The sequence below is a fragment of the Aeromicrobium panaciterrae genome (genome assembly GCF_031457275.1).
GTDB classification, from domain to species: domain Bacteria; phylum Actinomycetota; class Actinomycetes; order Propionibacteriales; family Nocardioidaceae; genus Aeromicrobium; species Aeromicrobium panaciterrae_A.
Map to the genome: position 1 here is coordinate 1,960,741 of NZ_JAVDWH010000001.1, position 21,912 is coordinate 1,982,652.

Sequence of the window (21,912 nt, forward strand, 5' to 3'; positions counted from 1 at the left end):
TTCAGTTCCTCTCGACACCTGCGCGAAGGTCGCGAGCAAGTGTGCGGATCGCGTCGAGTCCGGCGGCCTCGTCTGGCGCATCCAACAGGCAGCGTACGAGGGCGGACCCAACTATCACGGCGTCAGCGAACTCGGCGACATCGTGCGCCTGCGCTCCGTTGCTAACACCGATGCCGACACCGATCGGCTTGTCGGTCACCTTGCGGGTACGCGCGACGAGTTCGGGTCCCAGAGTGCTGGTCTGCTCGCGTGCGCCGGTGACGCCCATGACAGCTGCGGCATAGATGAAACCGCTCGCCGCATCCGCCGTCATGGCAAGCCGCGCGTCAGTCGACGATGGTGCGACAAGGAAGATGCGGTCGAGCCCGTGCTTGGTCGAGGCGTCGATCCACTCGCCAGCTTCGTCGGGCGTCAGGTCAGGCGTGATGAGGCCTGACCCTCCAGCAGCGGCCAGATCAGCCGCAAACCGGTCCACGCCATAGCGCTCGACCGGGTTCCAGTAGGTCATGATCACGGTTGGTGCGCCGGTGGCGGCGCTCGCGCGGACCACGTCGAGCACGTCCGCGGGTCGCGTACCGGCGGTCAGTGCCTGATCGGCGGCGGCCTGAATGACTGGACCGTCCATGACGGGGTCGCTGTACGGCAGCCCGACCTCAACGAGGTCGACGCCACCTTCGACCATGGCCTCGATGGCCGCGATCGACGCTGACTTGTTCGGGAATCCCGCAGGCAGATAGCCGACGAGAGCAGCACGGTTCTCGGCACGTGTGCGCTCGAAGAGCTCAGCGATCGCGCTCATTTGAGGAGTCCGAAGTACTGGGCGGCGGTGTGTGCGTCCTTGTCGCCGCGGCCGGACAGGTTGACCAGAATCGTCGAGTCCGACCCGAGCTCTTTGGCCAGCTCGAGCGCTCCAGCGAGTGCGTGTGCCGACTCGATCGCCGGGATGATGCCCTCGGTCTTGCAGAGCAGGTCGAAGGCCGACATCGCCTCCGCGTCAGTGGCCGGCCGGTACGAGGCCCTACCGATCGAGGCGAGGTAGGAGTGCTCGGGACCGACGCCTGGATAGTCGAGTCCTGCCGAGATCGAGTGCGACTCGATGGTCTGGCCGTCCTCGTCCTGAAGGAGGTATGAGCGGGCTCCGTGCAGCACACCGACATCGCCTCCGGTGATGGTCGCTGCGTGCCTACCGGTCTCAACTCCGTCTCCGCCGGCTTCGACACCGACAAGCCTGACATCCTCGTCGTCGACGAACGCAGTGAACAGGCCGATCGCGTTGGACCCGCCACCCACACAGGCGACGGCAGCGTCTGGGAGCTTGCCGGTCAGCGCCAGCACCTGGGCTCGCGCCTCGTCGCCGATTCCTCGGGTTAGATCGCGAACCATGCTCGGGAATGGGTGAGGCCCGGCTGCGGTGCCGAACAGGTAGGACGTCGTGTCGACGCTGGCAACCCAATCGCGCAGCGCCTCGTTGATGGCGTCCTTCAACGTACGGCTGCCGCTCGTCACAGATACGACTTCGGCGCCCAGCATCTGCATACGCGCAACATTGAGCGCCTGACGCTCGGTGTCAACCTCGCCCATGTAGACGGTGCATTCGAGGTCGAGGTACGCACACGCGGTCGCAGAGGCGACGCCGTGCTGGCCGGCCCCGGTCTCGGCGATGGCACGCGGCTTGCCGATGCGCTTGGCGAGCAGAGCTTGGCCGAGAACGTTTCGGATCTTGTGGGCGCCGGTGTGGTTGAGGTCCTCGCGCTTGAGCAGGATGCGTGCGCCGGCTGCCTCGGAGAACCGGTGTGCTTCATAGAGCGGGCTCGGCACATTGGCGTATTCGCGCATCATGCGATTGAGCTCGGTCATGAACACCGGATCGGCCTTGGCATCGATCCAGGCTTCGGACAGCTCGTCGAGCGGTGCGATCAGCGCTTCAGGCATGAAGCGGCCGCCGAATGTACCGAAGTGTCCCGTTGCGTCAGGCTGGTTGTAGGTCATGGGTGTGCTTTCAGGGAGCAGGGGCCGTGGGGTCGGGTAAGGCGTCTGACCCTTACCAACGGTGCTGCAAGGCGGGGTGCGCACCTGCGGCCACGAGGTCGGCAACGCTGGCACGCGGGTCGTCATCACGGACGAGCGTTTCGCCGACCAGCACGACATGAGCACCCCATTTGGCGTACTCGATGACGTCATGCGGACCGCGTACGCCGGACTCGGCAACCTTGACCACAGTGTCGGGAAGTCGGGGCGAGAGGCGCTCGAACGTACGCATGTCGATCTCGAGAGTCTTGAGGTTGCGAGCGTTGACGCCGATCAGTGTGGCTCCGGCATCGACTGCGCGATCGACCTCTTCTTCGTCGTGGACCTCCACGAGCGGCGTCAGTCCAATCGAGGTGGCGCGTTCGATCAAGCTTTCCAGAACCGTCTGCTCCAGCGCGGCGACGATGAGCAGAGCCATGTCTGCACCCGCTGCCCGGGCTTCCCAGAGCTGGTAGGAGGTCGTGATGAAGTCTTTGCGGAGCACTGGGATGTCAACAGTCCCGCGTACGGCACGCAGATCGTCGAGCGTCCCACCAAATCGGCGCTGCTCCGTGAGCACGCTGATTGCGGCTGCTCCACCGGCGGCATAGTCGGCCGCGAGTGCTGCTGGATCCTTGATCGTGGCGAGTGGCCCCTTGCTCGGGCTCGACCGTTTGACCTCGGCGATGACTGACACGCCATCGGCACGGAAAGCCGGCATGGGGTCGAGTGCAGGGTGCTGGCGCGAGGCTTGCTGCTTGAGATCGTCGAGCGACGTCTGCTCCATGCGTTGCTGGAGGTCCTCAGCCGCGCCGGCGAGGATGTCATCGAGCACCGACATGGAACCTCCCCTTCGACCGTTGGCGTTCGCATTTCAAGAGTAGACCCGCTGGATCGGCATGCCAGTTCGGGGTTCCCACACACACATGATCACTACTCTTTGCGCATGACCACAAGCGACGACCAGCCGACTCCTGGCGAGCTTCCCGACTACGGATCGGTTCCGCCGCGGACTCCCGGTACGCCCTCCGCGTCCGACGCCGTGTTCATGCAGAACAAGAAGGCGTCGTGGTCGCTAGTTCTGGGTATCGTCGGCCTCCTCGGCCTGTGCTGCACCATCGGAGGCTTCCTCGGCATTCCTGCAATCGTTCTGGGCATCATCGGGCGCAGCGAGATCCAGGCATCGAACGGAATCCAGACCGGCTCCGGCATGGCAACAGCCGGCATCGTGACCGGCGCGATCGCCGCCCTGGCCGCGATCGCCATGATCATCGTCTTCGCCATCGACGGCTCGATCACCGGGAACATCACCGTCGGCTGACCATCACAGCAGGGTTTCGGATCGGCCACGAATCACTATGCTCGCGTCATGACGACCAACGATGACCAGAACCAGACCACGAGCGGCCTGCCCAGCTACGGATCGGTCCCACCGCCGCCCGAAGGCTCATACACCCCGCCGCCTCCGCCGCCTGGCGCACCGGCTCCCGGTGGGTACGGAGGAATTCCCCAGCAGAACAAGAAGGCACTCTGGTCGATGATCCTCGGAATCGTCGGCATCGTCTGCTGCGGCTTCCTCGCCGGTATCCCCGCATTGATCCTGGGCAACCAGGCGAAGCAGGAGATCGCGGCGTCCGGCGGCACGCAGACTGGCGAGGGCATGGCCAAGGCCGGCGTCATCCTCGGCATCATTGCGATTGTCTTCGGTGTCATCAGCGTCATCTTGTTCGCTACGGGAAACTTCTCGTACAGCTGACGCGAATCTCCGGGTTTCAAACCGATCACTATGCTCGCGGCATGACGTCCTCGGGTCACAACGCGTACGAGGTGTTGCGTGGGCAGTCGGTAGTTCCGTGACGTCTGAACCTGTGCCGTCGTCGGATCCACCAGCTGGCGGTGATCGCCGTCCGGTCAACCGCAAGGCGATCTACAGCGTGATCTGCGGCTTCGGAGCGTTTCTAGTGCTGTGGGTGTTCCCGTTTGGTGCATTTGCCCTGGGTGTCCCCGCCGTCACGACCGGCGTGCACGGTCGTCGCGAGATCAAACTGTCCCGTGGTTCCGAACGAGGCGACACTGTTGCGATCGCGGGGCTCACTGCTGGAGCCACCACGCTCTTCCTCCTGGTGCTGACGCTGGTTCTGCCCTAAGGCATGAGCCAGGAGCCGAACGGCAAATTGCGCACGACTCCGAACACCACGAACGCAGCGAGCACGACGATCCCGATCCGCGTCGACAGGACGATCATCGGACCGTCGCGGCCGCGCAGTCGTCTAACGACCCAGAGCACCCAAGCCACAGCCAGCACTCCAACGAGCGCTACGGCCATTACGTTGCTGCTGACAGCACCGACGAAATCCCCGCGGGTGAGGTTGTTGATGGCACGCAAGCCACCACAGCCCGGGCAGGGGCGACCGGTCAGCTCGAGGAACGGGCAGAAGCCGTACGAACCTGAGCCGTGCGGGTCGTGGAAATGCAGCAGCGTGAACGCGCCAAGCCCGACAGCGCCAGCGATGGCCGGATCACGCAGCGACGCGCGCCGCGTGACCGAGGCCATCGAGGAACTCACTTCTTGACGACGACCGAGCTGACGATCATGTCGTGCCACGTCTGGTGCTTCTTGTCCCAGAGCGGCCACAGGTAGTTGAGGAAGCAGGCCTGGCCAAGAATCGAGCTGAGGATCCAGCGCAGGAATGCCATGCCAGCACCGAGGAACTGCCCGGTGTCGGCCTTCACGACCTGGATTCCGAGCATCGACTTGCCGACGGTCTGGCCCTTGCGGCCCTGTCGGAACACGGTGTTCCAGAGGCCGAACGCGAGTACGGCCAGGATGCCGAGACCCAGGATCACGATGCCCAGTGGGTCCACGCCTCCGGTGATCTCGTCAGTCAATGGATCGGTCTCAACGTCCTTGAACGCCAAGATGGTTCCGATGGCGATCGGCACGATGCCGATGACCATGCCGATGAGCCCGTCCAGGATGCTCGCACCCACGCGTGACCACCAGCCGGCGTACTCACCCCACGGGGAAGCCTGCGGCGTGACACCGTACGTCTGCTGCGGGGGCGGCTGATAGCCCGGAGGCGGAGGGGGCTGATAGCCAGGGGGCGGAGGAACTTGACCTCCAGCCGGAGGAGGAACCGTCGGCTGCTCAGGACCTGGGTAAGCGGGGTACTCCGGTGGCTGGGTCATGATCTCGCCCTTCTCGCTTCGGATGACGAATCGTGCAGGAGTCAGTGGTGTTCGGCCGCGCGGTCTACTCCGTAGCCAGCAGCTGCCATTGCCTTGCCCACGAGGCCGGACAGCAATGTAATGGCGCAACCGATCGTGAACAGGACCCAGTTGGGATCGGGGACCAACGCGACTCCGCCGATGGTGATGCCGACAAGACACAACAGAACTGCGGTCCAGGCGGCGGGCGATGATCCGTGCATGATTCTCCTCGTGAGTCGTGAACTTGGCTCAGACTACTGGGTCGGATCCCGACCCTCATCCAATGCCTTCCACATGTCGTGGTCATCCTGAGTTTGCTGGGCGCTCGGGCGTACGGGAGGCGCGTCGTAGCGGCTACTCATCGTCGGCCAGAGCGGGGCCAAGCGTGCCGTGATGGCACCGAGAATCGCGGCCAGAACGAATGCCGCTATGGCAAGGAGCGACCACGCCGCCTCACGGACCGTGTCGGGGTGGTTGTCACCCGTGAAGGCCGGCGACTTCTCGACCGCAGCAGTCAGCGTGTCGTCCAACGCATCACCGCCCATGACAATGATCGCGATCCCCACGAGGGCCACGAGCACGGTGAAGATGCCGACCACGCGGCGTATGCGCTTCGACGCCGCCAAGATCGCCAGCGCTGAAGCGATGATGACCAAGGCCAATGCTGAGGCGAGAGGGTGCGCGTCCGAGCCAGTCGCCGAGACTTTGTCGGTCGTCAGTCCTTCGGCCACAACCTTTGAGTCGGCCCAGGTGCGGCCGAGCGCCCAGAACGCCAGTCCCCCGGCAGCCAGCGTGCCGAGCACGACCGGTGCGTAGAGGCGTCGCGGAGTCACAACAACTGGTCCGCGTCGAAACAGGTGCGGTCTCCCGTGTGACAGGCAGGGCCGGTCTGATCGACGATCACGAGAAGCGTGTCGCCGTCACAGTCGAGGCGCACCTCGCGAACTGCCTGGGTATTGCCTGACGTCTCGCCCTTGACCCAGTAGTCCTGTCGGCTGCGGCTCCAGAAGGTGCCGCGCCCCGTTGTCAGGGTGCGATGCAGTGCCTCATCATCCATCCAGCCGACCATGAGCACGTCATGGCTCTCGGCATCCTGGACGACTGCGGGCACAAGGCCATCTGCATCGCGCTTGAGGCGCGAAGCGATGGCTGGATCAAGGGAGCTCACGGTGTCCAGTCTGTCAGGCGGGCTCGACAGCGGTGTGCGAGGCAAGTGATGCCTGCGCGATCCAGCTCGCGTGAAGGCGTTCGTAGACGCCGCCCGCCGTGACGAGCTGAGCATGGGTACCGTCCTCGACCAGCTGGCCGGCGTCGAACACCAGGACCCGATCGGCGTTCTCTGCCGTCGAGAGTCGGTGGGCGATGGTCACGCTGGTACGACCTTCGAGCAGTCGGTCGAGGGCGCGGGTCGCGCGGAGCTCGGTCTGCGGATCGACCGCGCTCGTCGCTTCGTCGAGCACGATGAAATCGGGATTGGCCAAGGCCGAACGTACGAGCGCGACGAGCTGGCGTTCGCCAGCGGACAACGACTCGCCTCGCTGACCGACCTCGCTGTCGAGCCCGCGCGGCAGGGTCGCGTACCAATCGGCGAGACCCAGGTCATTGATGACGTCACTGAGCTCGGCGTCCGTGGCGTCCTGCTTGCCGTAGAGGAGATTGGCGCGAAGCGTGGCGTCGAACAGGAACCCTTCCTGCGGCACCATCAGGATGTGTTTGCGCAGTTCCTCAAAAGAGACCGTGCTGATGTCCTGCCACTCCCCTGACGGAGTGCCGAGTCTGACGGAACCTGTCGTCGGATCCATCAGCCTCGTGAGCAACTTGGCAAACGTCGTCTTGCCCGATCCGGTCTCACCGACAATGGCCACGCGCTGCTCGGGCTCGATGGTGACTTCGATGCCCTTGAGTACGTCGGGACCATCCGGGTAGGCAAACGTCACCGTGTCGAAGTGAGCTCCCAGCGTGCCGCCGGGAAGCGAGACGCCGGTGTTGCCCGGATCGACGACGTCTGCGGGCGTGTCGAGCAGCTCGATGACACGACGCCAGGACGCGATGGCGTTCTGCGCGTCGGTCAACACCTGTGTTGCCATCTGCACCGGTCCGACGAGCAAACCCACGAGGAATGCGAACGCGATCACGGTGCCGATTGACAGGTCGCCGCGTACGCCGAGGATCACGCCGAAGGCGATGACTCCAGCGTTGGCGAGTCCGCCAGCAAGACCTGCGGAGGCGAAGGTGACGGCAACGAGGCGCTGAGCTTTGACGTTGGCGTCGAGGTTGCCTTTGATGCCGGCATCAACGCGCTCCTGCGTACGGCGTTCGATCGCGTAGGCACGAACCACTGATGCACCAACGACGGGCTCGGCGATGACGGCCAGCATCTCGCCGACCGTCCGGCGAACGATGTCGTATGCACGGCTCAACCGATCGGCGAACCACTTGAGACTGATGAACAGCGGCAGGAACGTCACGAGCACCACGACGGTGAGCTGCCACGAGTAATAGGCCATGATCGCGGTCGCGACGATGATCTGACCGACGCTGACGACCAGCATGATTCCGGTGAACTGCAAGAACTGTGAGATCTGGTCGATGTCGGAGGTCACCCGCGATACGAGGACTCCGCGACGTTCAGCATTCTGCGTCAGCATCGACAGGTCGTGAACGTGGCGGAACGCGTCGACGCGCATCTGTGCCAGTCCAGTTTCGCTCGCGACGAACAGGCGTACGCGCATCCAGTAGGCGATCAGACCCGTCACGACGATCAAAAGCGCGGCACCAGCGAGGTACCAGGCGACGTCGCTCAACCGTGTCTCGCCACCATCACCTAAGCCAGAGTCGACAGTGACCTGGATCAGGATCGGGACGACCGAGCCGCCGATCGTACTCAGCATCGCGAGCACCAACGTCAGGCCAAGTCCGTCCTTGATCGCCGGTGACAGGGAGAGCCCGCGACGGACAATCGCCATACCGGTCAGGCGATCTGCCTCAGCGGTGATTTCGCTCATGACAGTGCCTCCCTCGCCTGGTCGTAGGCGTTGACGAGGTTGCGGTAGTCGGCCGAACGCGCGATCAGCTCGTCGTGACTGCCTCGCTCCGCGATGACACCGTCGTCGAGGAACACGACCTCATCGGCCAATGCGATAGTCGCCTTGCGGTAGGCCACCACGAGCACGGTGGGACCGTCGGCATCTGACGTGTGCACCGCGAGTGCCTTGAGGATGCGCTGCTCGACCTCGGGGTCAACTGCGCTGGTCGCATCGTCCATCACCAGAAGTCGCGGATTGCGGACGAGCGCGCGGGCCAGCGACAGGCGCTGGCGTTGGCCGCCCGACAAGGTCGTGCCGCGCTCCCCCAGCTCGCTGTCCAGGCCCCGCGGTAGCGCCGAGACGAATCGATCGGCCTGCACGGTCCGCAGTGCGGCCCATACGTCCTCGTCGGTGTAGTCACCGCCCAGCGTGACGTTGGCTCGAACGCTGTCGTCGAACAGGAAGGTGCCCTGCGGGACGACTGCGATCGCGCGGGCCAGCTCGTCGTGCGTGAGCTCACGGATGTCGACACCGTCGACCGAGATCGTGCCGGCGTTGGGATCGACGAGCCGCGTCAGAAGTGAGGTCAGCGTGCTCTTGCCGCTGCCGGTGGCGCCAACCACAGCGACAACCTTGCCGGGTTCGACTTCGAGATCGATCCCCTTGAGCACGTCACGATCGGTATCCGCGAACTGGAAGGACACGCTCTGTACGTCGAGTGCAACCGGACCTGAGCCAGGAAGCGAGTCGTCGCCGTACGACATTGAGCCGCGCTCGTCGAGTACTGACTCGACGCGATTCCAGCCGACCACACTGCGCGGAAGCTCACCCAGTACCCAGCCGATGGCACGTACGGGGAACGCCACGACCGTGAACAGGTAGGCCACCGAGACAACGTCACCCGGATCGGCAGCGCCGCTGGCGACGCGCCCAACACCGAGAACGATGACCAGCAGAATCCCGAAACTAGGCAGCGCCTCAAGCAATGGATCGAACATGCTGCGAATGCGGCCAGCCTCGATGTTGGCGTCGCGCAGTTCTTCGGTGACGCGCTTGAATCGCTCAGTCTCATCGGACTCACGGCCCAGCGACTTCACGACCATCGCGCCGTCAAAAGACTCATGCGCCACAGCGCTGACGGCTCCGCGCAGCGACTGCGCGTGCGCGACCTTGGGCGACAGCCAGCGTTGGTAGTAGACGTTGATCAAGAACAACGCCGGGAACACGACCAGACCGACGAGCGTCAGAACGACATCGGCAGCGAGCATCGCGACAATCGCGGCAACCAGCATCGCGATGACGCCGATCGCCATCGGCAATGGCATGAACACCGCCCAGGCTGCTTCGACGTCGGCGTTGGCGTTGGAGAGCAGCTGCCCCGTGGGATGGCGGTGGTGCCACGACATGGGCAGCGCGAGGTATTTGCGGGTGACCTTGCGGCGGTAGGTGGCAACGAGTCGGTAGTAGACGATGCCGCCGATCAAGCGTCGACCGATCACGCCGAGCGCACGCAGGATGGCTACCGCCATGAACAGTGCGATCGCCGCGAAGAGCGCGCCCTCGGCAACGTCTCCACGCGCAAACGATGGGCGAATGACGTGGTCCGTCGCCCATCCGAGCACCCAGGCGTCGGCCACGGTCATAGCGCCGAAGACCAACGATCCGATCACCGAGATCGAGAACAGGAACTTCTCGTCACGGATGCCGCGTCCGAGCAGGCTCACGCCCCGCCTCGTGATGCGGCTGTGGTCGTCAGACCCAAGATCGCCGTCGGGCGTCTCGGTCGTGCTATCGGACACTATGACCGGCTGCTTGCAACGTCTCTTTCACCTGTCTGATGGTCAGCTCGCCGAAGTGGAAAACACTCGCGGCGAGCACGGCGTCAGCACCGGCATCAATGGCCTGCGGGAAGTGCTCGAGCCGGCCGGCGCCGCCACTCGCAATCAGTGGCACCTGTGTAACGCTGCGGACCGCCCGAATCATTTCCAGGTCGAAGCCATTCTTTGTTCCGTCGGCGTCCATCGAGTTGAGCAGGATCTCGCCAGCCCCCATCTCGGAGGCAGTACGAGCCCACTCCACAGCATCGAGCCCAGCGGACGTACGACCGCCGTGAGTCGTGACCTCATAGCCGCTTGGCTGATCAGGACTGCGTCGCGCGTCGACACTCAACACCAGCACCTGGTTGCCAAACCGCTGAGCGATCTCGGCGACCACCTCAGGCCGGGCGATAGCGGCCGTGTTGATCGCGACCTTGTCGGCTCCGGCGCGCAGGAGTCGGTCGACGTCGTCAGGCGTGCGTACGCCACCGCCTACTGTCAGCGGGATGAAAACCTCGTCTGCCGTGCGGCCCACCACGTCGTACGTGGTCGAGCGGCTGTCGGAGGATGCCGTGATGTCGAGGAACGTCAGCTCGTCGGCGCCCTCGCTGTCGTAGACCTTGGCCATCTCGACGGGATCACCCGCATCGCGCAGATCGACGAAGTTGACGCCCTTGACGACTCGGCCGTTGTCGACGTCCAGGCACGGGATCACACGAACGGCAAGACTCACCCGACGAGCGTATCTGCCCGCTCGGACCGTATTTTCACTAGCATCGACGCATGTTGACTGGATGGAACGCTAAACACACTCTGGCCGCGATTGCGATGCTTCTGGTCTTCGGACTAGTCCTGGTGTTCGCCCTCAACCGCGGTGGCGACGACGACACCCCCGAGGCGACGGCGACACCCACCCCAAGCGCGACGACGGTCACCGCCACAACACCGACCGAATCTGAGCCGGCCGAGGATCCGTTCGTTGTGGCGCCCGGTCGTGTTGGCGCGGCCAAGGTCGGTATGTCGAAGGCTCAGGCCGCCGCCACCGGACAGTTCAACGTTGACGTGGATCACGGACCCGACGACTGTCGCGGGGTCTCCCCGCTGGAATGGAAACCGTCCTTCGGCACCGGTCTCGATGTATTCGTGGACGACTCCGACAAGATCGCGTCGATGGGCATCAGCGAATCCAGCCCCAAGACGGCGGAAGGCATCGGCGTCGGCAGCACTCTCAGCCAGGTCAAGGCTGCGTACGAAGACCTCACTCTGGTCGAAGAGGCAGGGTTCGACCAGTCCGGGAACTACGTCGTCGTTGGCGACCGCTATCTCGGATTCCTGTACAACGAGAACGCTTTCGATGCGACAAACTCATCGAAGGTGATTTTCATGGAGGTCACCAAGGGTGACAAGCCAGAGCTGATCCGGGACGGTTGCTGATGCGGAGCTCATTGGCGGGGGCCGCTGCACTGATCCTGGTTTTGGCTGGCTGCGGCGGTTCTGACGAGCCGACCGCTTCAGAAACAACGTCCACACCGAGCGCTACGGCTGCGACCACGACAGCTCCGCCCGAAGCGGCAGAGTTCGTAGTACGTCCAGGCAGCATTGGCGGAGTCAGCGTCGGCATCACCAAGGAACAAGCCGTCGCGACAGGGATGTTCGATGCCGACGTCAAGGGCGTCGCGGGATGCACCTTCGAGCTGCAATGGAAGAAGCAGTACGACGGTGTCGACGTACTCACCGACGAGGACGGCACCATCACGTCGCTCGGTGTGCGCGAGGGCGGCCCCAAGACCTCGGCCGGTGTCGGTGTCGGCAGCACGCTCGCTGAAATCCAGGCCGCCTACCCCGAGGTGTCAGAACCTGCCGAACTCGGCTTTGGTCAGGCTGGCGTGATCCACACCCTCGGCGACGATCACATCGGGTTCCTGTTCGGCGACACCACGGTCGACTCGGTCAGGCCGGTCTCCAAGGTGACGTTCATGGAGGTCACCTCGGGCAACGCGCCTGAGCTCATGCGCAGCGGCTGCTGACCGAGTGACGAGCGCATACCTGTGCGACTACTGTCGCGCTGCCATCGATACCCGCACGGATACGCCGCTCATCGTGGGCGTCCATCGACGAGTCGATACAGACGAGTGGGACGACCGGCCGAGCGAACTTGTGAGCGGCGAAGAGCTCGCTTTTCGCTACTGCGATCAACAGCACCTCGCGCTGCACATGCAACGGATCCCTCTGCCGCCAGTCATGCGTGACGACAGCATGCCCAGTGGCGGCGTCGTGATCGGCGTGTTTGCCGGCTTCGTGTTTGCCGCGGCGTTGCTTGGTCTCACCGTCTACGGCGGTTTTCAGTTCTGGAAAGAAGTTGCGCAGGGCTGGTTCTAGTCCAGGTCGCGCGTCGTACGGCGAGTCTCGGCGATGTTGTCCGCGATGTCCTTGATCCGAGTCGCTGAGTTGTCGCGCGTCGACTTGTAGCTCAGCCATGAGCCGGCGATTGGGATGACTGGCCAGATCGCCCACCACGGAGCACCGGCGAGGCTGGTCGCCAGCCAGACCGTGGTCGAGGCGATCGACAGGAACAGGAAGCGGTTGCGCGCGTTCCGGAGCTCGCGACCGTACTTCACGACGGCTTTGGGCTGTACGTCCAGCGCGACGGGGTTGGGTGTGAAGTCGTCAGCGGCAGCGACCAGATCAGCAATGAGCTCGTGCACTTCGCCGAGCGTGCCCACTGCAAGCGCCACATCGACTCGCTTGTCGTACTCAGTCAAGGTCAGGCGACCGTCAGCGAAGGCCTCCCGCAGGACGGCACCAAGGGCATCACGGTCAGCATCGGTCGCCTTGAGCGTTGTCGACACCCGCGGATCAGCCGAGAACGTCGACCAGATGTCGTCCGATGCCGTCACGGTTTAGACCTCTTTCACAGCGGTGAGCGCCTCCGGCAACGTGAACGCACCGGCATACAGCGCTTTGCCGACGATGCTGCCCTCGACGCCGATTCCGGTCAATCCGGCGATCGCTCGCAGGTCATCAAGGCTGGAGACACCGCCGGACGCCACCACAGGCTTGTCGGTCGCCGCACACACCTGGCGGAGTAGCTCGAGGTTGGGGCCGGTCAGGGTGCCGTCCTTGGTCACGTCCGTGACGACGTACCGCTCGCATCCGTCACGCTCCAGACGCTCGAGTACCTCGAACAGGTTGCCACCCTCCTGCGTCCAACCACGGGCTGCAAGTGTGTGACCGCGTACGTCGAGTCCCACGGCGATCTGGTCGCCGTACGTGGCGATCGCCTGGGCGCACCACTCCGGGTCCTCGAGGGCAGCGGTGCCGAGGTTGACGCGGGTGCAACCGGTCGCAAGCGCCGCCTTGAGCGACGCATCGTCACGGATACCGCCCGAGAGCTCGACTTTGACGTCGAGACGTCCGACGACGTCGGCGAGCAGTTCACGGTTGGAGCCGGTGCCGAAGGCCGCGTCGAGGTCGACGAGGTGGATCCACTCTGCGCCATCGGTCTGCCACTGAAGGGCAGCGTCGAGCGGGGATCCGTAGGAGGTCTCGCTGCCGAGCTCACCCTGAACCAGGCGCACGGCCTGGCCATCGGCAACGTCAACGGCGGGAAGAAGTTCGAGAGTCACCGGAGCAGCGTATCGGTGGGGGCTCAGAGAGTTGCGAGCCAGTTGCGTAGCAGCTGTGCACCGGCGTCGCCGGACTTCTCCGGGTGGAACTGCGTTGCCCACAACGGACCGTGCTCGACCGCCGAAACGAAGCGGTCGTTGCCGTAGTCGGTCCAGGTGACTGCCGGTGGCTTGAGGGCAGGCGGCTGCGACAGAACCCAGTCCCGCACCCCGTAGGAATGCACGAAGTAGAACCGCTCGTCCTCGATGCCCGAGAACATCTGTGTGCCCTCACCCGGCTCAACCGTGTTCCATCCCATGTGCGGCACGATCGGTGCCTGCAGGCGCTCCACGACTCCGGGCCACTCACCGCAACCCTCAGTTCGTACGCCGTGCTCGATGCCCTCGCCAAACAGCACCTGCATACCGACGCAGATGCCCAGGACCGGACGCGACGCGATGAGGCGCCGCTCGATGATGCGAACGCCGTCGACGCCGACCAGACCGGCCATGCACGCCGCGTACGCGCCGACGCCCGGCACCAGCAAACCGTCCGCTTCAGCGGCCACCTTCGCGTCGCTTGTCAGCTCGGCATCGGCTCCAGCACGTTCGACCGCGCGCATGGCGGATCGAAGATTGCCGGAACCGTAGTCAAGGACAGCGACGCGAGGGCGCCGACCAGTCAAAGCGCACCCTTGGTGCTCGGAATGCCTGACTCGCGAGGATCGATCGCGACAGCGTCACGCAGGGCACGTGCGACGGCCTTGAACTGCGCTTCCGCGATGTGGTGCGGATCGCGCCCGTCCAGCAGGCGTACGTGCAGCGTGATCGCAGCGTGGTGCGCGATCGACTCAAAGACGTGTCCGGTGAGCGCACCGGTGTACTGGCCACCGATGATCGCCGTGATCTGACGATCAGGCTCACCGCTGTGCACGAAGTAAGGGCGTCCTGAGACGTCGACGACCGCCTGCGCGATGGACTCGTCGAGCGGCACGAGCGCGTCGCCGTAGCGGCGAATGCCGATCTTGTCGCCGAGTGCCTCGCGGAGTGCCTGACCCAAGCAGATCGCGGTGTCTTCGACCGTGTGGTGCGCGTCGATGTGGATGTCGCCTTCAGACCGTACGGTCAGGTCGATCAGCGAGTGACGCGAAAAAGCCGTCAGCATGTGGTCGTAAAAACCCACACCTGTCGAGATGTCACTGACGCCAGTTCCGTCGAGATCAACCTCGACGACGACATGCGACTCAGAGGTCTTCCGTTCGATTCGAGCAGTGCGCGTCATCGGGTCACCTCCTGTAGTGATTGTCGGAAAACGGCGTTTTCGGCTGGCGTGCCGACTGACACGCGCAACCATCCTTCAGGTCCAGTCTCCCGTATCAGGACGCCGCGGTCGACCAAGCCCTGCCAAATGGCGTGTCGATCGGCGAAAGTGCCGAACAGAATGAAGTTCGCGTCGGACTCGGCCACCTCGTGACCCTCGTCCTTCAACCACGCTGCGAGCTCGTCTCTGGACGTACGGATTTCGTCCACTCGTGCGAGCAATTCGTCGCTGTGGGCGAGCGCTGTGATCGCGACGGCCTGTGTGACCGCGGACAGGTGATACGGCAGTCGGACGATGCGAAGAGCATCGATGATGGCCGCATCTGCTGCGACGTAGCCGAGGCGTCCTCCAGCGAGCGCGAACGCCTTGCTCATCGTGCGTGAGACCAACAGGCGCGGGAATTCATCGAGTACTTCAAGCGCTGTCGGCGTGCCGGCGCGACGGAACTCCGCGTACGCCTCGTCGACCACGACAACTCCCGGCGCAACCTCCATGACGGCTCGCACAGCATCGAGCGGCAGCGCTGTGCCTGTCGGGTTGTTGGGTGACGTCAACAGGACGACATCGGGCTGCTCGGCCTCGATCAGTTTGAGTGCACGGTCGAGGTCGATCGTGAAATCTTCTTCGCGTGTCCCGGTGACCCAGCGCGTGTGGGTGTCGCGGGCGTATTCGGGATACATCGAGTACGTCGGCGCAAACGACAGCGCCGTGCGTCCCGGGCCGCCAAACGCCTGCAGGACCTGCAACATGACCTCATTGGAGCCATTGGCCGCCCACACGCGATCAGCGGTCAGGCCGTGGCCGAGGTAGCCCGCCAGGGCCGTGCGCAATGCAGTCGCCTCGCGGTCGGGATAGCGATTGAGCCCGCCCGCAGCGATGCGAACGGCTTCCGCAATGTCAGCAGCAACCTCAGCGCTGGGAGCGTAGGGGTTCTCGTTGACGTTGAGGTTGATGACATCTGGGATCTGCGGCGCGCCGTACGGCTCGTAGCCGCGTAGGTCGTCACGAATCGGCACCCACTCGGGAACGGGCATGACTACGAGTCCCGAGAGGTGCGGATCGACACGGCAGTGCCGTGCGACGGAAGATTCTCCGCCTCCGCGAGCGCAACGACGTGATCGCCGACCTCGCGCAGGGCATCGGCCGAGTAGGTGACGACGTGCATGTTGCGGCAGAACGCGCGGACCGACAAGCCCGACGAGTGGCAGGCGCAGCCAGCGGTCGGCAGAACGTGATTGGAGCCAGCCGCATAGTCGCCGAGCGACACCGGAGTGTGGGAGCCGACGAAGATGGCACCTGCGTTGACGATGCGTTCAGCCACCGCGTCGGCGTCAGCCGTCTGGATCTCGAGGTGCTCGGCGGCGTACGCGTTGGCGACATCGACAGCTTGGTCGATATCGCGTACGAGGACAGTCGCCGACTGCTGGCCCGTGAGCGATGTACGAATGCGCTCGGCGTGCTTGGCGACAGCAACCTGCGACTCCAGCTCGAGCTCGACCTGACCGGCGAGGGCCTCGCTGTCCGTGATCAGGACACTGGCCGCCATCGGGTCGTGCTCTGCCTGGCTGATCAGGTCAGCTGCGACAAACGCAGCGTCGGCCGTGTCATCGGCGATGATTGCGATCTCGGTGGGACCGGCTTCCGCATCGATGCTCACGATGCTCTGCAGGTGACGTTTGGCGGCTGCGACGTAGATGTTGCCGGGGCCGGTGATCAGGTTGACCGCCCGGCACTCCCCTGCGCCGTACGCGAACATGGCGAGCGCCTGGGCTCCGCCGGCCGCGTAGACCTCGTCGATGCCAAGCAGTGCGCACGCAGCAAGGATCGTGGGGTGCGGCAGTCCGCCGAACTCCTTCTGCGGAGGGCTCGCCAATGCGATTCCCGGTACGCCTGCAACCTGCGCCGGCACGGCATTCATGACAACGGTGCTCACGAGTGGGGCGAGACCGCCCGGAACGTAGAGCCCGACTCGCTGCATGGGCACGATGCGGCGCTCGACCGCAGCTCCTGGTGCGACATCGCTCACGATGGTCTGCTCGAGCTCGGCCTCACAGGTCTGGCGGAGGCGGCGTACGGATTCTTCGAGCGCGACCCGCACGTCGGGGTCGAGACCGGCGAGCGCATCGGTCAATGCTGCGGCCGACACCCTGAGGTCAACGGGCCGAACGCCGTCGAATTTCTCACCGGCATCGAGCACGGCTTCGACCCCTCGATCGCGAACGTCATCGCAGATCGGACGGATCGTCGCGAGCGCCTGCTCAACGTCGAGCGCCGCGCGCGGGACGGCAGCGCGATAGACCCCCTGACTTTCGTCGGGGGTTGGACTGAGTTTCCTCGCATCGAGGCGGCGCATCACGTCGGCAAGTCTATGGTGAAGGTGTGGGAGCCAACGTGAAGCCCAATGATGCGACGCCGGCCTTTGTCGCGCTCCACCGAGCCGATGTCGCGTTCACGACGCACTCGTACACCCACGACCCGCGCGCTGACTCGTTCGGCATGGAGGCTGCGGAGGCCTTGGGCGTCGACCCGGGGCGCGTCTTCAAGACTCTGATGGCGCTCGTCGACGGCAAGCTGTGCGTCGGCATCGTGCCTGTCATGGGCTCGCTTGATCTGAAGGCTTTGGCCGAGGCACTAGGTGGCAAGAAGGCGCAGATGGCCGATGCAGCGCAAGCCCAACGGGCCACGGGTTACGTCATCGGAGGCATCTCGCCGTTCGGCCAGAAGCGTCAGCACCCGACGGTCATCGACCGCTCGTCCGCCAAGTGGCCGACCGTGTTCGTCTCAGGTGGGCGCCGTGGGCTTGAGGCCGAACTCGACCCCGCCGATCTCGTACGCGTGACATCGGCCGTGGTGGCTCGACTCGCGCGTTAGAGCTCGTAGGCTCCGACGTGTTCGGGAGCCTCTTCTTTGCTCATCCAGGTCGACAACACGACGCCGAGCATGCCGAAGAGCGGCCACGCCACAAATGGCGGAATGCTGTCGATCTCGAGCTTGGATGGCAAGAGGTCGCCGACGCTCGGATCGACGGCGGCCCGCGGTCCTTCCGGACCCAGTGCCACTCCCACCTGCCAGGCGATCACGGCGGCGACCAGAGTCGTGAGGATCACGAACGGTGTGAGGCGCCAACCGAGGTCGCGCAGCGCAAAAGTGGCCGCAAAGCCCCAGATCAGCGACACAATCGCTCCGGCGATGACGAACACCACGATGACCCCGAACTGATCGCGGGCAGCGATCTCAGTCAGCACGATGCTGCCGTCGGAACGCACTTCCCATTCGGCCGGCTTGGCCTGCCACTGCCAGACGGCACCCGTCGCAACACCCAGCAGGAGCATTGCGAGAACGGAGATCCACAACTTCTTCAAGGAGATTGGCTTCACGACAGGCAATGGGGACCCAACAGCTCTTTGAGATCGGCGATCAGTGACGACGAGTGCGCAACCCGCAGGGAGTCGTCGAGTCGCATGACCTTGGTCGAACCGTTGCCGAGCAGTCGTAGGTGAACCTCGGACGTACCGGGATGCGCCGCCAGAACCTGCTTGAACGAGGCGATCGTGTCGGCGGTGCAACGAGCAACGGGGAGGCTGACCTGCAGCGGCGTGTCAGGACGACCATCACCCAGCGCCGGCAAGGTGACTTCGAGGGCGTTGACTTCGATGCCGTCATCCTTGCGCCGTATGCGTCCCCTGACGACCACGATCGTGTCGGGAACCAACACCGGAACGGCCAGCTGATAGGCGCCTGGGAAGACCATGACCTCAATGCCGCCCTCGAGATCCTCGAGGGTGATCGACGCCCAGCTGTCACCCTTCTTGCTCATGCGGCGCTGAACTCCCGTGATCAGACCGCAGATGCGTACGGTGCTGCCGTCGTCCCGCTCGGTGTCTGTGAGCAGCTCACCGACCGTGCAATCACTGCTCGCCTTGAGCACATGCTCGAGTCCTTGCAGCGGGTGGTCGGAGACGTAGAGGCCCAACATGTCGCGCTCGTACGCCAGCAGCTGAGTCTTGTCCCATTCGGGCATCATCGGCACGGTCACGGTGACGCCGGTGAACTCGTCATCCAGGCCACCGAAGAGCGAGTCCTGACCGATAGCGGCGTTGCGCTTGAGGTCGATGTGTTGGTCGACGGCCTCTTCGGCGATCGACACGAGTGCTCGGCGGCGGTGACCCAGCGAGTCGAAGGCACCGGCTCTGATCAACGAGTCGAGAACGCGCTTGTTGCAGACATGCGTTGGAACCTTGTCGAGGAAGTCGGCGAAGTCTGCGTAGAGACCGCCCTCCGTGCGGGCCTCGACGATGCCAGCGACCACATGCTCGCCGATGTTGCGGATGGCTCCGAGACCGAAGCGGATGTCTTGGCCGACCGAGGCGAAGTTGGACACGGACTCGTTGACATCAGGCGGGAGCACCTTGATGCCCATACGGCGGCACTCGTTGAGGTAGATCGCCGACTTGTCCTTGTCGACCCGGGTGCTGGTCAGCAGCGCTGCCATGTATTCGGCTGGGAAGTTGGCCTTGAGGTAGGCGGTCCAGTAGGAGATGACGCCATAGGCAGCCGAGTGCGCCTTGTTGAACGCGTAGTCCGAGAATGGGACCAGGATCTCCCACAGCGTCTTGACCGCCTTGGCGGAGTAGCCGCGCTCGAACATGCCTGCTTCGAAGCCTGCATAGAGCTTGTCGAGCTCGGACTTCTTCTTCTTGCCCATCGCGCGCCGCAGGTTGTCGGCTTGACCGAGGCTGAAACCGGCCAGCACCTGGGCGATCTCCATCACCTGCTCCTGATAGACAATCAGGCCGTACGTCTCGCCAAGCACCTTCTCGAGTGGCTTCTCGAGCTCCGGGTGGATCGGGTCGATCGGCTCCCGACCGTTCTTGCGGTGCGCGTACTTGTTGTGCGAATCGGCGCCCATCGGGCCGGGTCGGTAGAGCGCGCCGACAGCCGAGATGTCCTCGAACTTGTCGGGCTTCATACTGCGTAGCAGCGCGCGCATCGGACCACCGTCGAGCTGGAAAACGCCGAGCGTGTCGCCACGCGACAGCAGCTCGTAGGTCGCCGGGTCATCGAATGTGAGGTCCTCGAGCACCAGGTCGATGTCGCGATTGCGCTTGATGTTGACGAGTGCATCGTCGAGCACCGTGAGGTTGCGAAGGCCGAGGAAGTCCATCTTGACCAGCCCGAGCGCCTCGCACATGGGGTAGTCGAACTGCGTGATGACCGCGCCATCCTGGTCGCGCTTCATGATCGGGATGATGTCGATCAGTGGATCGCTCGACATGATGACGCCAGCGGCGTGCACGCCCCACTGGCGGATCTGCCCTTCAAGACCGAGTGCGGTCTCGTAGATCTTGCGGACCTCGGCGTCCGCCTCGTGCAGCGCCCGGAACTCGGCTCCATCGCCGTAGCGCTTGTTGGTCTTGTCGAAGATGTCCTTGAGCGCGACACCTTTGCCCATGATGTCGGGCGGCAGCGTTCTGGTGATCCGGTCGCCCATCGCGAACGGGTAGTCGAGCACCCGGTTGGCGTCCTTGATGGCTGCCTTCGCCTTGAGTCGACCGAACGTCGCGATCTGGGCGACGCGCTCTTCGCCGTACTTGTTGCTGACGTAGCGGATGACCTCGCCGCGGCGACGCTCGTCGAAGTCGATGTCGAAGTCAGGCATCGACGGACGCTCCGGGTTGAGGAAGCGCTCGAAGATCAGGCCGTGAGTCAGCGGGCACAGGTCGGTGATCCGCAGCGCGTACGCGGCGATCGAACCGGCTCCGGAACCGCGCCCCGGTCCGACGCGAATGCCGTTGTCCTTGGCCCAGTTGATGAAGTCGGCGACCACTAGGTAGTAGCCGCAGTAGCCCTTGTCGCGGACGACCTCGAGCTCGTACTCGGTACGTGCCCGCACCTCGGGAGTGAGCGCATCGCCGGGGTAGCGCGACTCGACGCCCTTCCAGACTTCCTTGACGAACCAGCTCTCCTCGGTCTCGCCAGCAGGCACCTCGAAGCGCGCCATGTAGCCACCGTTGGACTCGGCGAACTCGACATTGCAGCGCTCGGCGATCAGCAGGGTGTTGTCGCAGGCTTCTTTGAGGTCGAAGCGGTCTTCCCAGAGATCACGCATCTCCTTGGCGGACTTGATGTAGTAGCCGCCGCCGTCGAGCTTGAACCGCTTGGGATCGCCCAAAGTCGTGCCGGTGCCGATACAAAGCAGCGCATCGTGAGCCTCGACATCCTCGGGCGAGACGTAGTGCGAGTCGTTGGTGGCGATGACCGGGAGACCAAGGTCGGCTTTGAGCTTGAGTAGGCCGTCGCGTACGCGGGCCTCGATCTCGAGACCGTGCTCCATCAGCTCGAGGAAGAAGTTCTCCTTGCCGAAGATGTCCTGGAACTCGGCGGCCGAAGCACGGGCCTTCTCGTAGTTGCCAATGCGCAACCAGGTCTGGATTTCGCCGGACGGGCAGCCGGTCGTGGCGATGATGCCCTTGCCGTATTGCTGCAGCAGTTCACGGTCAGCGCGAGGCTTGCGGTACTGGCCTTCGAGGCTGGCATAGGAGGCGATGCGGAACAGGTTGTGCATGCCCTCAGTGGACTCCGACAGCAGCGTCATGTGCGTGTAGGCACCGCGACCCGAGATGTCGTCCTCGCCGCCCTTGTTCCACTGCACGGCCTTCTTTTCGTGGCGCGAGATGTTGGGCGCGAGGTAGGCCTCCATGCCGATGATCGGCTTGACCCCGTGCTGTCGACCCTTGGCCCAGAAGTCGTACGCACCGTGGAGGTTGCCGTGATCGGTCATTGCAATTGCAGACATTCCTAGCTCTGCAGTGCGCTCGAACAGTGGGTCGAGCAACGCGTGACCGTCCAACATCGAGTACTCCGTGTGCACATGCAAGTGCACGAATGGCGAGTCGCTCGACATCGAAAGATTGCCTCCTCGGCGC

The 21,912-nt window shown here is 64.3% G+C and carries 26 protein-coding genes and 1 pseudogene; 7 read left to right on the top strand and 20 right to left on the bottom strand.

Features of this window, described 5'->3' with window-relative positions; translation table 11 throughout:
* Window position 1: 1 nt before the first annotated feature.
* The 3 genes from trpA to trpC are packed head-to-tail and all read right to left on the bottom strand — an operon-like array spanning window position 2 to window position 2,848.
* Complete coding sequence (gene trpA, locus J2X11_RS09970; RefSeq protein ID WP_309970199.1) at window positions 2-799, bottom strand: tryptophan synthase subunit alpha; 798 nt, start codon at window positions 797-799, stop codon at window positions 2-4.
* A complete protein-coding gene (trpB, locus tag J2X11_RS09975; RefSeq protein WP_309970200.1) occupies window positions 796-1,989 on the bottom strand; it encodes a tryptophan synthase subunit beta in 1,194 nt (397 codons plus the stop codon). Before trpB ends, trpA begins: the two co-directional genes overlap by 4 nt.
* Window positions 1,990-2,041: 52 nt before the next feature.
* Window positions 2,042-2,848, bottom strand: a complete 807-nt coding sequence (gene trpC, locus J2X11_RS09980; protein ID WP_309970201.1) for an indole-3-glycerol phosphate synthase TrpC — start codon at window positions 2,846-2,848, stop codon at window positions 2,042-2,044.
* Window positions 2,849-2,953: 105 nt separating this feature from the next.
* Between trpC and J2X11_RS09985 the strand changes: the two genes are divergently transcribed.
* From J2X11_RS09985 to J2X11_RS09995, 3 genes are all read left to right on the top strand, one after another.
* A complete protein-coding gene (locus tag J2X11_RS09985) occupies window positions 2,954-3,328 on the top strand; it encodes a DUF4190 domain-containing protein (RefSeq protein WP_309970202.1) in 375 nt (124 codons plus the stop codon).
* Between the two features lie 48 nt (window positions 3,329-3,376).
* Window positions 3,377-3,763 carry a DUF4190 domain-containing protein gene (locus J2X11_RS09990; protein ID WP_309970203.1) on the top strand — a complete coding sequence of 129 codons (387 nt, stop codon included), beginning with the start codon at window positions 3,377-3,379 and terminating at the stop codon, window positions 3,761-3,763.
* 97 nt (window positions 3,764-3,860) lie between these two features.
* Window positions 3,861-4,154, top strand: a complete 294-nt coding sequence (locus tag J2X11_RS09995) for a DUF4190 domain-containing protein (protein ID WP_309970204.1) — start codon at window positions 3,861-3,863, stop codon at window positions 4,152-4,154.
* On the opposite strand, the gene J2X11_RS10000 is transcribed toward J2X11_RS09995, so the two are convergent.
* The 9 genes and pseudogenes from J2X11_RS10000 to hisF form a co-directional block, all read right to left on the bottom strand.
* Window positions 4,151-4,561: a DUF2752 domain-containing protein gene (locus J2X11_RS10000; RefSeq protein WP_309970205.1), complete on the bottom strand. Its 411-nt coding sequence runs from the start codon at window positions 4,559-4,561 to the stop codon at window positions 4,151-4,153. The genes J2X11_RS09995 and J2X11_RS10000 overlap by 4 nt on opposite strands.
* Window positions 4,562-4,569: 8 nt before the next feature.
* A complete protein-coding gene (locus J2X11_RS10005) occupies window positions 4,570-5,196 on the bottom strand; it encodes an RDD family protein (protein ID WP_309970206.1) in 627 nt (208 codons plus the stop codon).
* A gap of 41 nt (window positions 5,197-5,237) precedes the next feature.
* Window positions 5,238-5,438: an HGxxPAAW family protein gene (locus J2X11_RS10010; RefSeq protein WP_309970207.1), complete on the bottom strand. Its 201-nt coding sequence runs from the start codon at window positions 5,436-5,438 to the stop codon at window positions 5,238-5,240.
* 33 nt (window positions 5,439-5,471) lie between these two features.
* Window positions 5,472-6,050: a Trp biosynthesis-associated membrane protein gene (locus J2X11_RS10015; RefSeq protein ID WP_309970208.1), complete on the bottom strand. Its 579-nt coding sequence runs from the start codon at window positions 6,048-6,050 to the stop codon at window positions 5,472-5,474.
* Window positions 6,047-6,385, bottom strand: coding sequence for a phosphoribosyl-AMP cyclohydrolase (hisI, locus tag J2X11_RS10020; RefSeq protein WP_309970209.1), 339 nt, complete (start codon window positions 6,383-6,385; stop codon window positions 6,047-6,049). Before hisI ends, J2X11_RS10015 begins: the two co-directional genes overlap by 4 nt.
* Before the next feature lie 13 nt (window positions 6,386-6,398).
* A complete protein-coding gene (locus tag J2X11_RS10025) occupies window positions 6,399-8,222 on the bottom strand; it encodes an ABC transporter ATP-binding protein (protein WP_309970210.1) in 1,824 nt (607 codons plus the stop codon).
* Window positions 8,219-9,007 carry an ABC transporter ATP-binding protein gene (locus J2X11_RS14455; protein ID WP_396127876.1) on the bottom strand — a complete coding sequence of 263 codons (789 nt, stop codon included), beginning with the start codon at window positions 9,005-9,007 and terminating at the stop codon, window positions 8,219-8,221. Before J2X11_RS14455 ends, J2X11_RS10025 begins: the two co-directional genes overlap by 4 nt.
* A 150-nt stretch (window positions 9,008-9,157) precedes the next feature.
* Window positions 9,158-9,886, bottom strand: a pseudogene (locus tag J2X11_RS14460) (ABC transporter transmembrane domain-containing protein); the annotation flags it as partial.
* A gap of 145 nt (window positions 9,887-10,031) precedes the next feature.
* Window positions 10,032-10,793: an imidazole glycerol phosphate synthase subunit HisF gene (gene hisF, locus J2X11_RS10035; RefSeq protein WP_309970212.1), complete on the bottom strand. Its 762-nt coding sequence runs from the start codon at window positions 10,791-10,793 to the stop codon at window positions 10,032-10,034.
* A 50-nt stretch (window positions 10,794-10,843) separates the two neighbouring features.
* On the opposite strand from hisF, the gene J2X11_RS10040 reads away from it, so the two are divergent.
* Genes J2X11_RS10040 through J2X11_RS10050 form a run of 3 tightly spaced genes read left to right on the top strand, consistent with a single transcriptional unit; the run spans window position 10,844 to window position 12,439 of the window.
* Window positions 10,844-11,494: a hypothetical protein gene (locus J2X11_RS10040; RefSeq protein WP_309970213.1), complete on the top strand. Its 651-nt coding sequence runs from the start codon at window positions 10,844-10,846 to the stop codon at window positions 11,492-11,494.
* Complete coding sequence (locus J2X11_RS10045; RefSeq protein ID WP_309970214.1) at window positions 11,494-12,087, top strand: hypothetical protein; 594 nt, start codon at window positions 11,494-11,496, stop codon at window positions 12,085-12,087. Before J2X11_RS10040 ends, J2X11_RS10045 begins: the two co-directional genes overlap by 1 nt.
* 4 nt (window positions 12,088-12,091) lie before the next feature.
* Complete coding sequence (locus J2X11_RS10050) at window positions 12,092-12,439, top strand: hypothetical protein (protein WP_309970215.1); 348 nt, start codon at window positions 12,092-12,094, stop codon at window positions 12,437-12,439.
* Here J2X11_RS10050 and J2X11_RS10055 read toward each other — a convergent pair.
* Genes J2X11_RS10055 through hisD form a run of 6 tightly spaced genes read right to left on the bottom strand, consistent with a single transcriptional unit; the run spans window position 12,436 to window position 17,339 of the window.
* A complete protein-coding gene (locus tag J2X11_RS10055) occupies window positions 12,436-12,957 on the bottom strand; it encodes a DUF1707 SHOCT-like domain-containing protein (RefSeq protein WP_309970217.1) in 522 nt (173 codons plus the stop codon). The two genes, J2X11_RS10050 and J2X11_RS10055, sit on opposite strands and share 4 nt — an antisense overlap.
* Window positions 12,958-12,960: 3 nt before the next feature.
* Complete coding sequence (gene priA / locus J2X11_RS10060) at window positions 12,961-13,686, bottom strand: bifunctional 1-(5-phosphoribosyl)-5-((5-phosphoribosylamino)methylideneamino)imidazole-4-carboxamide isomerase/phosphoribosylanthranilate isomerase PriA (RefSeq protein ID WP_309970220.1); 726 nt, start codon at window positions 13,684-13,686, stop codon at window positions 12,961-12,963.
* Between the two features lie 23 nt (window positions 13,687-13,709).
* Window positions 13,710-14,351: an imidazole glycerol phosphate synthase subunit HisH gene (gene hisH / locus J2X11_RS10065; protein ID WP_309970222.1), complete on the bottom strand. Its 642-nt coding sequence runs from the start codon at window positions 14,349-14,351 to the stop codon at window positions 13,710-13,712.
* A complete protein-coding gene (gene hisB, locus J2X11_RS10070; RefSeq protein ID WP_309970224.1) occupies window positions 14,348-14,947 on the bottom strand; it encodes an imidazoleglycerol-phosphate dehydratase HisB in 600 nt (199 codons plus the stop codon). Before hisB ends, hisH begins: the two co-directional genes overlap by 4 nt.
* The gene (locus tag J2X11_RS10075) at window positions 14,944-16,020 is read right to left on the bottom strand and encodes a histidinol-phosphate transaminase (RefSeq protein ID WP_309970226.1); all 1,077 of its coding nucleotides are present in this window, start codon (window positions 16,018-16,020) and stop codon (window positions 14,944-14,946) included. The genes hisB and J2X11_RS10075 overlap by 4 nt, the downstream gene beginning before the upstream one ends.
* Window positions 16,021-16,022: 2 nt before the next feature.
* The gene (gene hisD, locus J2X11_RS10080) at window positions 16,023-17,339 is read right to left on the bottom strand and encodes a histidinol dehydrogenase (RefSeq protein ID WP_309972333.1); all 1,317 of its coding nucleotides are present in this window, start codon (window positions 17,337-17,339) and stop codon (window positions 16,023-16,025) included.
* Window positions 17,340-17,365: 26 nt separating this feature from the next.
* Here hisD and ybaK point away from each other — a divergent pair, with 26 nt between their 5' ends.
* Complete coding sequence (gene ybaK / locus J2X11_RS10085) at window positions 17,366-17,857, top strand: Cys-tRNA(Pro) deacylase (protein WP_396127855.1); 492 nt, start codon at window positions 17,366-17,368, stop codon at window positions 17,855-17,857.
* Here the strand turns inward: ybaK and J2X11_RS10090 are convergent.
* Entirely contained in the window at window positions 17,854-18,363 is a 510-nt protein-coding gene (locus tag J2X11_RS10090; protein WP_309970229.1) for a hypothetical protein, read from the bottom strand. The genes ybaK and J2X11_RS10090 overlap by 4 nt on opposite strands.
* The gene (dnaE, locus tag J2X11_RS10095) at window positions 18,360-21,890 is read right to left on the bottom strand and encodes a DNA polymerase III subunit alpha (protein WP_309970231.1); all 3,531 of its coding nucleotides are present in this window, start codon (window positions 21,888-21,890) and stop codon (window positions 18,360-18,362) included. Before dnaE ends, J2X11_RS10090 begins: the two co-directional genes overlap by 4 nt.
* Window positions 21,891-21,912 lie beyond the last annotated feature (22 nt).

Bases quoted from the DNA above. Each gene is read 5' to 3' on its own strand.
- trpA (WP_309970199.1), bottom strand. From the start codon at position 799: ATGAGCGCGATCGCTGAGCTCTTCGAGCGCACACGTGCCGAGAACCGT.
- trpB (WP_309970200.1), bottom strand. From the start codon at position 1,989: ATGACCTACAACCAGCCTGACGCAACGGGACACTTCGGTACATTCGGC.
- trpC (WP_309970201.1), bottom strand. From the start codon at position 2,848: ATGTCGGTGCTCGATGACATCCTCGCCGGCGCGGCTGAGGACCTCCAG.
- J2X11_RS09985 (WP_309970202.1), top strand. From the start codon at position 2,954: ATGACCACAAGCGACGACCAGCCGACTCCTGGCGAGCTTCCCGACTAC.
- J2X11_RS09990 (WP_309970203.1), top strand. From the start codon at position 3,377: ATGACGACCAACGATGACCAGAACCAGACCACGAGCGGCCTGCCCAGC.
- J2X11_RS10000 (WP_309970205.1), bottom strand. From the start codon at position 4,561: ATGGCCTCGGTCACGCGGCGCGCGTCGCTGCGTGATCCGGCCATCGCT.
- J2X11_RS10005 (WP_309970206.1), bottom strand. From the start codon at position 5,196: ATGACCCAGCCACCGGAGTACCCCGCTTACCCAGGTCCTGAGCAGCCG.
- J2X11_RS10010 (WP_309970207.1), bottom strand. From the start codon at position 5,438: ATGCACGGATCATCGCCCGCCGCCTGGACCGCAGTTCTGTTGTGTCTT.
- J2X11_RS10025 (WP_309970210.1), bottom strand. From the start codon at position 8,222: ATGAGCGAAATCACCGCTGAGGCAGATCGCCTGACCGGTATGGCGATT.
- J2X11_RS14455 (WP_396127876.1), bottom strand. From the start codon at position 9,007: ATGTCGTACGGCGACGACTCGCTTCCTGGCTCAGGTCCGGTTGCACTC.
- J2X11_RS10040 (WP_309970213.1), top strand. From the start codon at position 10,844: ATGTTGACTGGATGGAACGCTAAACACACTCTGGCCGCGATTGCGATG.
- J2X11_RS10045 (WP_309970214.1), top strand. From the start codon at position 11,494: ATGCGGAGCTCATTGGCGGGGGCCGCTGCACTGATCCTGGTTTTGGCT.
- hisB (WP_309970224.1), bottom strand. From the start codon at position 14,947: ATGACGCGCACTGCTCGAATCGAACGGAAGACCTCTGAGTCGCATGTC.
- J2X11_RS10075 (WP_309970226.1), bottom strand. From the start codon at position 16,020: ATGCCCGTTCCCGAGTGGGTGCCGATTCGTGACGACCTACGCGGCTAC.
- hisD (WP_309972333.1), bottom strand. From the start codon at position 17,339: ATGCGCCGCCTCGATGCGAGGAAACTCAGTCCAACCCCCGACGAAAGT.
- dnaE (WP_309970231.1), bottom strand. From the start codon at position 21,890: ATGTCGAGCGACTCGCCATTCGTGCACTTGCATGTGCACACGGAGTAC.